We start from the raw sequence: 13,188 nt of genomic DNA, 5'->3' as shown, positions 1-13,188 counted from the left end.
TAGTCCGGGCCGGTTCAACCCTTGTCATAACGGCAACGGCCGGCGTCCCCGGGTATCAGAGGGGAACGCCGGCCGGCCCGGATCATAGGCCGAGGGTGAGGCCGATCCGAGCAGACAGGGCGACGCGGTCATCGCGCTGTTCAGCGCCGACTTCGCCCGAGACATTCCACGTCGACCCGCCGCCGATGCCGCGCAGGCGGCCGACCCAGCCGCTGTCGCGCTCTTCGGGAGTCAGCGTGAAGTCGTCGCCATCGGCGAAGCGGGCAACGGTCACGCCAAGCTTGCCGCCGACGATCTGGCGACGGCCGCCTTCGACCTCGAGCGCGAAATAGCCATCCTCTTCACTGGCCGGCCCGAACTCGATCCCGGCGGCGAGCAGCCCGTTGACGGCAAACTCGTCGCTTTTGCGGCGATCGACCGACAGGTCGAGCGCGGTGCCGCCGCCGCTTTCCTGGTGAGCGCCTTCGGTCAGGCGGTAATAGTCGGCACCGACCGACGGACGGATGTAGAATGAACCGGCCCACAATTGCTGCGAGGCGTGAGCCGTCGCGGAAACGAGCGAGCCATTCCATTCCGACTTGATCGTGCGTTCGACCGCCGTGCCGGTGGAGTCCGAGCTGAAGAAGCGGTTGCCCTTGAAGCTGAGGTGGTTCCAGCTGCCCCGGGCCATCGCCTGGAACCCGCCCTTGCGGACACGCCAGTGAACCACGGCCCCGAGCTGGTCGCTGGTCAGGCCGTTGTCCGTTTCCCGGTCGTTGTTCTTGCCGGCAAGATATTCCAGCGACGCACCGAGCCGGCCGACTGCGGTCTTCACCTCGGCACCCGCCGTCACGCCCCAGCCGCCCACCTTGAAGCCGGCGGTCGAGCCGAGGTTCTTGGCGGAGCCCCAGGCGACCTGGCCCGCCCAGTAGGTCATGTTGCCGACTTCCTTGTAGGGAGCGGCGGGATCTTCGAGCATTCGGGCGACCGCCCGTTCACCCGCGGTGACCGCTTCGAACGACCCGCCGGCGTGGTCGGGCAGCATCTGGCGGATGGTCGACAGGAATTCGCCCTGTTCGTTGATCGCCAGGAAGCTGTCGCCAATGTCGTCGTCGGTGCCGAGCGCTTCGTAGATTGCGCTGTAGGCGGCCGTCTCCGACGCGTTGAGGCCCAGTTCCGCCGCTGACTTGCGCGAGATCGCGACCGAAATCTGGTTGCCGGTCTGGGTCAGGCTGCCCTTGTAGAGGAACGGCAGGGTGGTCGAGGACGCCGTAAGCTTGTCGCCACCGACCAGCGATCCTGCCGTCAGGACCAGGTAATTTCCTTCCGCCTGCGCGACGTTGGCGACGCGAAGTTGCAGCTTCGAATTGTCGGCGAAGCTGGCGGTGCCGGACACGTTGATCGTGCTGCTGCTGCCCGCCGTCTGGTCAAGCACGACGCCGATCGTCCCGCCGCCGGTGACTGAGAGCGAGGCAATGCTGTTGCCCTTGGCCGCGTTCCAGGTCCCGCCGGCAATCGCGACCGACGCGCCCGACGCGTTCGTCAGCTGGCCACTGTAGGCGCTGGTCCCGCCGATGCTGAGCGAGTCCGCGCCGCCGCCGAAGTCGATCGCGCCGGACAGCGCCGACGTGCCGGCGAGCGATACGCTATCGGCGCCCGAACCGAAGCTGGCATTGCCCTTCGCGATCGCGTCACCCGACAGCTGGTACTTGTTGGCGCCCGCGCCGAAGGTGACGTTGCCGGTCAGCGTGCCGTCGGCCACGTCGAGCAGGTCCGACCCGCTGCCGAACTTGACGTCGCCGACGATCGATGGCGGCGCGAAGCTGGCCGCAACGACGGTCTGCCTGACGGTGGCGCCGCCGACGTTGGCCGACAGGTCGATGGCGACGTTGCGGGTCGACGTTGCGGTCGCGCCGCTGGCGCTGATCAGGCCGCTGTTCTCAATCAGGGCGAGCGTTCCCGACTTGTCGACGATCGCTGTCGCGGTGCCTTCGGCGCCGGTCTTGGCGCTGATTTCCTTGCTGTTGCGCAGTACGGGCAGGCTGCCGCCGACGTCGATCAGGACCGCGGTCGCGGTCGACGCTGCTACGGCGCCGCTGGTGGCGCTGATCGTGCCGGCGTTGCGCAGTTCCGGAGTCGATGCGCCCGCACCGATGCGCACTGCGGTCGCGGCGCGGTCGAGCGAAACAGCCTGGATGTTACCAGTGACTCCGATGCCGTTGGCGATGCTGACCGACCCGCCAATGCCACCGATCTGCAGTGCGTTGGCATCGACACCGGTATAGACACCGCGCCCGCCGACGCCGCCGTCGACGATCAGGCCGAAATTGGTCGCGGTTCCTTCGGTCGCGCCGATGGTGACTGCTTCGCTGGCGTTGCCGATGCGAAGCGCCGCCGCGGAGCCGTAAGAGACGATCGCCGCGCTTCCTTCCTTGGAATCCTCGATCCCGTCATTGTCCTCGTCGTTGTTGCTGGTGCTGTTGTCCTTGGGCGGGATCGCCACGATGATGCCCTTTGTCACATCGCCTTCGATCGAGACGGCAGGGCCGCCCTGCATCAGGTCGTCGGCGTCAAGCTTGCTGGGGTCGGTTGGCGGCGTCGTGTAGCGATAGCCGGTCGCAGAGATATTGCCCTGGAGCACCATCGCCCCCGCGACGTCGCCAGCGGAACGGACCGCCGTGGCGTTCTGACCTTGTGCGGTGATCGTGCCGGCAAGGCGGACATTGCCGGTGACGTTATTGATGCCGACACCAAGCGCGTTATTGCCCAGCACACTGATCGTGCCGTCGTTGGTGAAATTGCCGGTCAGCGGGCCGCCGAGCAGGATGCCGGCGCTGTCATTGCCTTCGATCGTAATCGTGCCGCTGTTGACGACATTGCCGGTGAAGGCGCCGAGCGTGCGGATGCCGAAGCGGTTGTTGCCCAGCGCGAACGGACCGTCGAGATCGCCGTCATTGTCGCTGTCGGTCGGCGTGTAATTTTCGTCGACGGTAATCGTGCCGCTGTTGGTGATGCCGGAGGTGACACCCGCGTTGGCAAGGATGCCGGTTCCGCCGTTGACGCCGCCGATGACGATCTTGCCCTGGTTCACGACCTTGTGGTTGCTGTCGATGGTCACCGCCACCGGCCCGCTGGTCGTGATCGACCCGGTGCTGGTGATGGTGATGTCGTCAGGCGTTCCCGCCTTCACCGTCGAAGAGCGGACCGGGGCGGTGGTTGCCGTGGTGATCTGGGTCTGGGCGTGGAGCGGAGTGGCAAGCGCAACGACGCACGTCGATGCCAGGAACAGATGGCGCATGATATCCCTTTTTTCGTCTCGTGATCAGGCCCTCCCCCCACGGAAAGCGCCTTTCATGACCACGAGACGGAGACCTTCGCGGCCCGCCTTGGGAATTTTTCAGAATGAGCGTTCGAACCCGATGCGCAGGGTGCGCGGGCGGAGCGGCGTGATCTGGTTCGGACCCTCGATAACCGGAGCGCCGAACGCGAAACGGTTGCCGACCTCGTCGGTCAGGTTGGTGACCGATAGCGACAAGGCATAACCTGGCTGGGTCAATCGGACCGACAGCGCGGAGTCGACATAGTCGCCCTGGTCCTCACCAAGGTGCGGGCCGATGCCCAACCGCGACCGTCCGACGTAGCGGGCGTAGAGCTCGGCATCGATCGCCCGCCCGCCGCCAAGGCCGCGGGCCCAGTCGAGTCCGACCCGGGCGACGACGCGGGCGATATTGGGGATCCGCATCGTCCCGGCGGGCGAGGCGAGCACGCTTTCGACCAGCGCGCGATATTCCATCGTCGGCTGGGTCACCTTGCCGTCGTTCCACGCGGCGCCGGCCTCGACGCGCCATTCGTCCGACAGCTTGAAGCCGCCGTTGATCGTCGCCGACACGACCCGTCCGTCGCCGATATTGTCGGTCACCGGCAGGCCAGATCCGTCGAGGAAGTCGGCCTGGATGTCGCGCCATCGGCTCCAGGTGACGCTTCCCTGCAAATCGACACGGTCGCTGCGCGGACGGCCAAAACGGAACCCCGCCTCCGCCGTGCCGAGCAAGTCGTTGCGGAACAGGCGAACGGTATCGTTGGCGATCGACAGGCCGCCGGGGCGGAAGCCCTGCTGGTAGCGGGCGTAGAGGGCGAGACCGTCGAACGGGCGAACCAGCAGCGAGCCCGAGGGCAGCAGGCGCTTCTCGGTGCGCTTGGCATCTTCCTGGCGGAGCGAGGCGAAGGCGAGCGGGCTGAGGTTCGACCCTTCCCCCTCGATGGTCGAGGTAGTGTAGCGAAGCCCGGCGCTGGCCTCGACCCGCTCGGTCAATGCGACGCCGACTTCGCCGTAGAGAGTCGTTTCGCGCACGCGGTTCTCAAAACCCGAAGAATCCGAGGCCGTGCCGTCTTCGACGAACTGACGCGCGACCGAATATCGGTGGGCGATGGTGCTGAATCCGACGAGCCAGCTGAAGCCGTCACGCATCGGCCGCCACAGGCGAGTCTCGTTACTGACCGCGCGCGCCTTGCTCCGCTGGCGAAGGCCTAGTGCCGTGTCTGGGGTCGAGGCATCGAAATTCTCGATCACGTCCTGGAAGCTGGCGCCGGTCGTCGAGCGGAAGCGGAGCGGCCCGCCGTCCTTGCGAACGACCAGGCTGGCGAGGCCATAATCGCTCTCGAACGGTTGCTCCATCCGGCTCGTGCGGTCGAGCCCGCCCTCGTCGGCGTACTGGCTGTCATCGCCCTCGATCCGCTGGCCGACACCGGCGACGTCGACCTGCCAGTCGGGCACCAGTTCCGCGGTAAACGTCGCCCGCCCGCCGTCGATGCGCAGCCCGTTGACGTCGTTCTCGCCGGTCAGCAAATTGTCGATATAGCCACCCTCGGTCGCGTGATATCCGACGATCCGAAGCGCCGCGCCTTCGCCAACCGGGGCGTTGACCATTCCCGACAGGTCGAAACCGAAATCGCCGTGCCGGGTCGAGGACAAACCGGTCGCGACCCTGCCCTGCCATTGCCCCGGGCGTGGCGTGTTGGGCTTCAACAAGACGATGCCGCCAAGCGCGCCCGATCCGTACAGCGTTCCCTGTGGCCCTTCGAGGATTTCGACGCCGCCCATGTCGACCAGTCGAAGGTCGGGGTCCGGCCCGCTGTAGCCGGTGCGCATGTCGCCGAAATATTGGCCGACGGGCGACTGGGTCGGACCACTGAAACTGGAATCGGCGATACCGCGAATGAACAGCTTGTTGCGGCCCGCACCGAGGTGGGTCGAGGAAAAGCCGACCGACCGCGCCTCGATGGCATTGGTGCCGCTGACGCCGTGACGCGACAGATCGTCGCCGTCGATCCGGCTCCATTGCCCGGCGAAGCGCTGCGATAGCGTGTCGCGCTTGCTGGCAGTGACGATGACTTCCTGGGGAGCCTCTTCGGGCTCCACCGGTGCCGGGAGGATGCGCCGTGCGACGGGCGCGCGGCGCAGCGGTTTTTGCGCGGCCTTTGCGACCAGAACGTACGAGCGCGCGCCGACCTTGCGCAGGTCGAGTCCGCTTTGCCGCGCGAGTTGGCGGAGCGCCGCTTCCGGCTCCATCCGCCCCCGGACCGCTGGGGTAGGCCGGCGCAGGACCTGGGGGTCGCGGATCGAGACGCTGATGCCGCCTTGCCGGCCAATGGCGAACGCGACGTCGCCGACCGAGCCCCGCGGGGCATCAATCGGAACCGGTCTTGCGGACGCGGGCGCTTGGACAAGGATCAGCGCGGCAAATGCCGCGCCCGCGATCGGCGTGCGAATCCCTAAGGCCCTTCCCCTACGATCCAGCCGCGGCCGGACGATTTGACCGGTACGCCGAGCAGCGGACCCAGCGAGGCTGGGTCACGGCGCACCTCGGCAATCGACAAGGTGCCGCTGAACGGCCGCTGCGCCATAGCGGGAGTCGTCGAAAAGTCGATTCCCGTCGACCGGCTGAGGTCGGCGGCGACGCGGGCGATCGGGTCGCCCATGTAAGTCAGCTGCCCGCGGCTGAAGCTCCCGGCCGCGTCGATCGCCACCTTCTCGGCCTTCAGCACCGTCTCGCCGTCGCTGGCGGTCAATCCCTCGCCCCGGGAAAGATGGAGGCGCGCGCCGTCGGGATCGGCAACGACCTCGCCTTCGCTGACAAGGACGCGCGTCGCCGTCTCGTCGCGCGACACTTCGAAGACGGTGCCGACATCGACGACCTCCAGGTCGCCGGCCCGGACCGAGACCGGACCTTCGTCCCGGCCGTGAAGCTTTAACATCAGCTGCCCGCGGTCGAGGCGGATGTCGCGTCGGTCGAGCCCGGCGAGGTGGATTTGCGTCCCGCCGTTCAGCACCAGCTCGTCCCCGTCAGCCAGCGCGATCGTCCGCATCTCGCCGGGCGCGGTGGTGTAGGTCTTGCCCGACAGGATCGGCACCGCGGTCAGGCCCAGCGCGCCCAGGGCGGCAAGGCCGGCCGCAATCGCCCAGCCCCGCCGCGGCCGCGCCACGGCCGGTGCGGACAAGGGCTCCGGCGCGGGCGCCAGCCGCTCGACCACCGGAAGCAGTTCGGCCTCGCTGTCCGCCAGCTGGTGATAGGCGTCGGCATTGGCCGGATCGGCTTCCAACCAGGCCATGAACCCGTCCCAATCCGCGAATTCGGGATCGTTGGTCCGGGCCAACCAGCCTGCGGCGGCGTCCAGCAAATGATCGGGGTGTTGCGTCATGCGCTCTCCATGCCCCTGATGACGGAGGCGTCTCGCTTATTCCTCATCAAGGCGCTCCCTGATCCGGTGCAGCAGGCGATACGCCTCGCGAAGATCGCTCTCGACGGTGCTCTGGCTGATGCCAAGTTCGGCGGCGATCCGGCGCTGGGTTTCTCCCTCGACACGGTGCCGGCGAAGGATTGTTCGCGCCCGCGGCGTCAGTTCGGCCAAGCCCTCTTCGACCAGCGCCAGGGTTCGCCGGCTATCGATGACGCGCTCGGGGCTTGGCGCCTGCGACGAGCGGCCTTCCTGAAGGTCGGCAAGGTCCGTCCACGCATCGTCGCGCTTGCGGCTCTGTGTTTCCGCCCGCCGCCGATCGATGACGAGGTTGGTCGCGGCGCGGAACAGGTAGCTGACCGGCGCGCCCAGCGGCCCGGTCGGTGTCGTCATGACCTTCACCCGCAATTCCTGCAGAAGATCCTCGGCAGCCTCCCCCGCCCCGTGCGCGCGAAAATAGCGCAGCAACCGGTCGCTGTTTTCGTCGAGCACGGACATTAGACCGTCGTTCACCAGCGCGCCTCGAGATGGGGTCGATTGGGGCCTAGCGCCGGGGCGCCGTGGCCCGCTTGGTAATGCCAATCCCTCGCCGGGGCAATTTTGCGGGGAGCAACCAGTCAACGAAAATATCGAAGAGTATCGTTCGAATTGTCCCGACGTCGTCGTCCGATTTTCACTTTGGCGGTTCTGGTCTGACTGCTATCCGGACTGTTCAGTCTGCTCGGTCGCGACTGATTGTAAGGGGGTTCGCGTCATGGCCAAATTGTTCTCCAGTCCCGACGCGCCGACCGCCGCCTCCAATGTCACCGCCGAATTGCCGATCTCGGGCGGGTACAGCAACGCCGCCGGCCAGTTGCTTTATTCGACGACGCTCGGGCGAATGTTCGGCAACGCCGACTTCGATTCCAATGCCACGTCGTACGTCTTGTCGAATGCCGGCACGATCTGGGTCGACTTTGCGGCGGGCGCCGAAGTCTTGAGCGTGATGAACCTCGGGTCGATCGTCAATTCAGGAACAATCGTCGCCCACTCCAGCGGCGGCGTGGCCGACGCGCTGTCGGTCACCAGCAGCTTTGCCACCGGTTTGACCAACAGCGGATCGATCTACGCACTATCCGACACGAGCAACGCGCTCGCGGTCTCGTACTGGTCGAGCGGTGCCGACCTGTTCAACTCGGGAATCATCGCGGCCGCCGGCGCCACCGGCGCAACCACCATCTACGCGGCGAACGGCGGAGAGATCGTCAACAGCGCAAGCGGGTCGATCCTTGCCGAAGGCAATACCGCCACCGCCGTCTTCCTGGGTCGCGGCCATTACCAGGTGCCGGGCTTCCCGCCTGCCGCCGTCGACCTGGTGAACTACGGACGAATCGAGGCGCATTCCACCGACCCCTACGCCGCCTCGGTCGCGATCTATTCGGAAAGCCTTCAATCGGAATCCGTGGTCATCGAGAACCACGGCACCATTCGTGCTGATGTCGCGATCTACTCCGTCGGCGGAGCCATCACCGCGCAGGAATCGAGACAATGGGTCGATAACGCCGACACCGGCGTGATCGAGGGGCAGGTGTTCCTGGGCTATGGCGACGACACCATCGTCAACGCCGGCCTCATCGACGGCTACGTCGACCTCAGTGACGGCGACGACCTGTTTGACAATAGTGCGGGAATCCACATCGGTGACGCCGAACTGGGTTGGGGAAATGACCGCTATATCGGCGGCTCGGCGACCGACGTCGTGACGGCCGACCGCGGCGACGATGATCTGTCCGGTGGCGATGGTAACGACCTCCTGATCGGCGGTTGGGGGAACGACCTCCTTGCGGGCGGTGCGGGGAACGACGGCATCTACGGTGAAGGCGGCAACGACCGGATCAGCACGGCGGGTGGTGACGTCGTGGAAGCGGGAATTGGCGACGATATCGTCGAACTGGGCGACTACCGGTTTGCGAGTATTGACGGCGGCGGCGGATTCGACACGCTCATGCTTCCCGCTGACGGGCGGATACTCAGCCTGTCGGCCACGCTAGCCAGCGGTCGCGTCTCGGGATTCGAGAAGATCGCCCTCGCCTCCAATGGACGACTGGTCGTCCACGCCAGTGACATCATGGCGCTCACCGGCGGCCCGTCGCTGTACCTTTCCGGCGACCCGTCCGCGACGGTCGATCTCGCCGGCACATGGGTGAAGGGCGCGAACAAATCCGTCGGCGGAATCAGCTTTGCAACATATACCTCCGGTGGCGCGACCTTGTACGTACAGTCCGGCGTTGCAGCGAACCTCGGCAGCGACCCGACGAACGCGATCGGTCTCGACGCGGTCGCCGACGGTGGTGACCCCCTGGTCCCCGGAAGTGTCCCCGGCGCAGAGCTCACCCAGAACGTCGTCATTGTCAGCGGCGTCGATTTTACCGGCACGCTGGAGATCTTCGAACCCGAGCAGTGGATCTCGGCCGACGGCTCGGCGATCATCGCGGGTTACTACGGATCGTCCGGAAGCGTCATCAATCGCGGCACGATGGAGAGCTACGGAGGTGAGCTCGGCGCGGTCGCCATCGCCGGCTTCACCTTCGGCAGGCTTGAAAATTACGGGACGATCACCGGCGCCGCCTTTTCCGGGACCGGCAAACTTGCCGACAACAAGGCCGCGTTCAACACCTACGGCCTCTACAACATGGTCGATAAGCCCTACAACGCGTTCGGGGTCGGGCTCGGCGGATCGGCCGAAAACTTCCTGAACGCCGGACTGATCGAGGCAAGTTCCGACCAGGTCATCGCCACGGGTTACATGACCTATGGCGCACCAGGGCAAAACATCGGCACCATTTCCGCGACGTCGACGAATTTCATCGCGGTCGGCGTCCATACGGCGAATGGCGGCACGCTCGTCAACGACGGCATAATCCAGGCCACCGGATCGTGGGGCGCCTATGGGGTGTCATCTGCGACGCACGCCAGCACCATCATCAACAGCGGATCGATCTTCGCCGACGCTACCGAAGCGGGGCGCGAGAGCATCGGCATCTACTTCTATTACGCACACGAACAGCAACGGGTCATCAACAGCGGCACGATCACCGCGGACATCGCGATCCAGACCAGCTACACCGTGAATGGCAATTCGGTCTGGCTGTACAACAGCGGCGAGATCAACGGCCGGATCCAGCTTGGCAGCATCCCCGCCGCGACGACCGCGCGTGAGGACGTCATCCTCAACGCCGGGACGATCAAGGGTGTCGTGGAGCTTGGTGGCGGGCGCGATGTGTACGACGGGACCCATGGCGTTCAGGTCGGCGCGGTTCGCGGCCAGGATGGCAATGACCTGCTGATCGGGACAGCTGCCGGCGACACGCTTGACGGCGGGAACGGCGACGATGTGCTGATCGGCGGCAGCGGCGACACCCTGACCGGCGGCGCTGGCCGGGACACGTTCGTGCTTCCGACCTACAGCGCCGGCGGGGCCGCCGTTTCGATCACCGATTTCGTCAGCGGCACCGACAAGATCGACCTGCGTTCGCTGGCGCCGACATCGGTGACCCTGTCGGGATTGACCCTCCAGGCGGTCACCGCCAATGGAACGCTGACCGTCAATATCAGCGGTTCGATCAAGCTGTCCGATGTCATCCTGACCGGCGGAACGACGGCAGGAACGCTTGGTGACGACGTGCTCATCGCAGGCGGCGACGTCACGTCGCTCAGCGGAAGCGATGGCTTCGACCTGCTGGTCGGCAGCGCCGGGAACGATATCCTTGAAGGCGGCCTCGCGGGAACCGTCGGCACGGGGGAAGCCGGCGACGTCATGTGGGGCGGGGCGGGCGACGATACCTATCGGGTCGATGCCCGTAATGACCTGGTCATCGAAAGCGAAGGCGGTGGAACGGATACGATCGAAATCGTTCCGGGCTATTACCAGATGACCTTCGTCATGCCTGACCATGTCGAGAACCTTCGCGGCGGCAGCGGCGTCGGAAACGACCAGGTGAACCTGATGTCGGGCGGAAGCGGCGCGGATAGCCTTGATGGCGGCGGCGGCAACGACGTCATTGCCGGCCTTGGTGGCGGCGATACACTTGGTGGCGGCGCTGGCAGCGACCATTTCGTTTACGCCGCGGTATCCGATTCGACCGCGTCGGCCATCGATTCCATCGCCGACTTCGAACATGGCGCGGACAAGATCGACCTTTCCGCCCTGACCGTCACTTCGATCCGCTTCGAACAAAGCTACTGGTTCGAGCCTTGCACCAATCTCATCGTCGATACGACCGCGGGTCAGATGACGATCCGCGTCAACGACTTCGTCGATATGTCGGACCTTATCACGACGGCGGCGATCCCGGTGCAGGGATCGGGCGGCGCCGACAGCCTTGTCGGCGGCAGCGCCAGCGACTGGCTGAACGGACTGAACGGCAATGACTGGCTGAATGGCGGCGCAGGGTCCGACACCCTCCACGGCGACGCCGGTGACGACGGTCTGATCGGTGGCGGCGGCTTCGACTTGCTGACCGGTGGTGCGGGCGCGGATCGCTTCTATCTCAACGGTCTTGCCGACAGTGCCGACAGGATTTCCGATTTCGAAGCGGTCGACCGGATCTATCTCGACACGTCGGTATTCACTGGCCTGGCGGGCGGGGTTCTCACGCCCACGACCTTCCGCTTCGACGGGGAATATTACGCAAACGACACCCGCATCTCGTACAATTCGTCCACCGGCGAACTTTTCTACGATGCCGATGGGCTTGGCACCGTCAGCGGGGTCAGGATTGCGCTGCTCGCGCCCGGCACGGTCCTGACGGCGAGCAGCTTCGTTCTTTACTCCGGCAATCCGCAGACAATCGAAAGCAACGTCAGCCGGACGCTCGGCGCGGGAGAATTCGACCTCGTCCTGACCGGAACCGACGCCATCAACGGGACCGGGAACAGCGCCGACAACCAGATCACCGGCAATCTTGCCAGCAACCGCCTGACGGGCCTCGACGGGGCAGATCGGCTCTCCGGAATGGCCGGGAATGACGTTCTTAGCGGCGGCGAGGGCGTCGACCTCCTGGACGGCGGCGAAGGCAGTGATCTCTATCTAATGGCCAGCGCGAGCGAGCACGGCGCGGCGGAAATCGCCGACAGCGGTGCCGACGGAATCGATGAAGTTCGCTATTCCGCCACGACCCCGGGGACATTGACCCTGTTCGCAGGCGACACAGGAATCGAGAAAATCGTCGTCGGCACCGGGACCGGGCCGACGGCCGCCCTGTCCGGAACGACGGCACTCAACGTCGACGCGCGCCTGTTAACCAACGCCGTCACCGTGGTCGGCAACAGCGGCGCCAACACGCTGCAGGCGACGGCATACGCAGACGTGCTGCAAGGCGGTGTCGGCGTCGACCGATTGTACGGATATGCCGGCAATGACACGCTGGACGGCGGCCGGGATGCGGACGCAATGTTGGGCGGCACGGGCGACGACACCTATATCGTCGACCATTCCAGCGACGCGCTGGTCGAAGTGGCGGGCGAAGGCACCGACACCGCGGTCGCCTCGGTGGCCTACACACTCCGGGCGAACGTCGAAAACCTGGTCCAGAGCGGCGTCCTGTCGATCAGTGGATCGGGCAATGCGCTCGACAATTCGATGACGGGCAACAGCGGGTCCAACAAGCTGTACGGCCTTGGCGGGAACGACACGATCATAGGCGCGGCCGGCAATGACACGCTCGACGGCGGCGGCGGGGACGACACGCTGGTCGGCGGGGCCGGCAACGACGTCTACGGAATCGACAGCGCCGGCGATCGCGCGACCGAGCTGGCGGGCGAAGGAACCGACCGGATTAATGCCTCGATCAGCTACACGCTCGGCGATTACTTCGAACAACTGACGCTGCTCGGTTCGTCCGCGATCGACGGTACCGGCAACGGGCTGGCCAACGTCATCAAGGGCAATGATGGCGCCAACATCCTGTCGGGCCTGGTCGGCAACGACAAGCTGTACGGTGGCCTTGGTGACGACATCGTCCTTGGCGGCGAGGGCAGCGACTGGATCGAAGGCGGCGCCGGTGCCGACCAGCTCAGCGGGGGAAGCGGCAGCGACCGGTTCGTGTTTCGAGCAGGCGATTTCGGTGGTGCCACGCAAGCCGCAGCGGACATCATCCGCGACTTCAGCCGTGCAGAGGGCGACAAGATCCGCCTGGACCTGGCCGACGCGGATTCAACGGTCGCCGGCATCCAGGACTTCGTCTTCATCGGGACCGGAAGCTTCACCGGAGTCGCCGGACAGCTGCGGTACGACCAGAGCGGCGGCAACACGATGCTGTGGGCCGACACCGATGGAGACCTGGTCGCGGACGTCGCCATCCAGGTCGACGGACTTCACAGCCTCGTCGCCAGCGATTTCATCTTCTGAATACGGCAGCCAAAGGAAAAGGGCGGACCCATCGGCCCGCCCTTCCCTTGTCGATCGACTTGATCCTTTAGAGACCGCGTTCGCCG

5 protein-coding genes are annotated in these 13,188 nt (G+C 65.8%); 1 reads left to right on the top strand and 4 read right to left on the bottom strand.

Going from position 1 to position 13,188, the window contains the following annotated elements; translation table 11 throughout:
- Nucleotides 1-82: 82 nt before the first annotated feature.
- From H9L12_RS01305 to H9L12_RS01290, 4 genes are all read right to left on the bottom strand, one after another.
- The gene (locus H9L12_RS01305; RefSeq protein WP_187542296.1) at nt 83-3,277 is read right to left on the bottom strand and encodes an autotransporter outer membrane beta-barrel domain-containing protein; all 3,195 of its coding nucleotides are present in this window, start codon (nt 3,275-3,277) and stop codon (nt 83-85) included.
- Nucleotides 3,278-3,376: 99 nt separating this feature from the next.
- The gene (locus H9L12_RS01300) at nt 3,377-5,548 is read right to left on the bottom strand and encodes a TonB-dependent receptor (RefSeq protein ID WP_187542295.1); all 2,172 of its coding nucleotides are present in this window, start codon (nt 5,546-5,548) and stop codon (nt 3,377-3,379) included.
- A gap of 203 nt (nt 5,549-5,751) precedes the next feature.
- Nucleotides 5,752-6,678: a FecR family protein gene (locus tag H9L12_RS01295; protein ID WP_187542294.1), complete on the bottom strand. Its 927-nt coding sequence runs from the start codon at nt 6,676-6,678 to the stop codon at nt 5,752-5,754.
- A gap of 36 nt (nt 6,679-6,714) precedes the next feature.
- Nucleotides 6,715-7,227 carry an RNA polymerase sigma factor gene (locus H9L12_RS01290; RefSeq protein WP_246450492.1) on the bottom strand — a complete coding sequence of 171 codons (513 nt, stop codon included), beginning with the start codon at nt 7,225-7,227 and terminating at the stop codon, nt 6,715-6,717.
- A 241-nt stretch (nt 7,228-7,468) separates the two neighbouring features.
- Between H9L12_RS01290 and H9L12_RS01285 the strand changes: the two genes are divergently transcribed.
- Nucleotides 7,469-13,102, top strand: coding sequence for a M10 family metallopeptidase C-terminal domain-containing protein (locus tag H9L12_RS01285; protein WP_187542293.1), 5,634 nt, complete (start codon nt 7,469-7,471; stop codon nt 13,100-13,102).
- Nucleotides 13,103-13,188 lie beyond the last annotated feature (86 nt).

The organism is Sphingomonas rhizophila, from assembly GCF_014396585.1.
Taxonomy (GTDB): Bacteria; Pseudomonadota; Alphaproteobacteria; order Sphingomonadales; family Sphingomonadaceae; genus Sphingomicrobium; species Sphingomicrobium rhizophilum.
Note: the sequence above shows the minus strand (reverse complement) of the source record. Positions and strands in the feature narration are given on the sequence as shown.

Excerpts from the sequence above, each read along its gene's own strand:
- H9L12_RS01295 (WP_187542294.1), bottom strand. The coding sequence starts at position 6,678 with ATGACGCAACACCCCGATCATTTGCTGGACGCCGCCGCAGGCTGGTTG.
- H9L12_RS01300 (WP_187542295.1), bottom strand. The coding sequence starts at position 5,548 with ATGGAGCCGGAAGCGGCGCTCCGCCAACTCGCGCGGCAAAGCGGACTC.
- H9L12_RS01305 (WP_187542296.1), bottom strand. The coding sequence starts at position 3,277 with ATGCGCCATCTGTTCCTGGCATCGACGTGCGTCGTTGCGCTTGCCACT.
- H9L12_RS01285 (WP_187542293.1), top strand. The coding sequence starts at position 7,469 with ATGGCCAAATTGTTCTCCAGTCCCGACGCGCCGACCGCCGCCTCCAAT.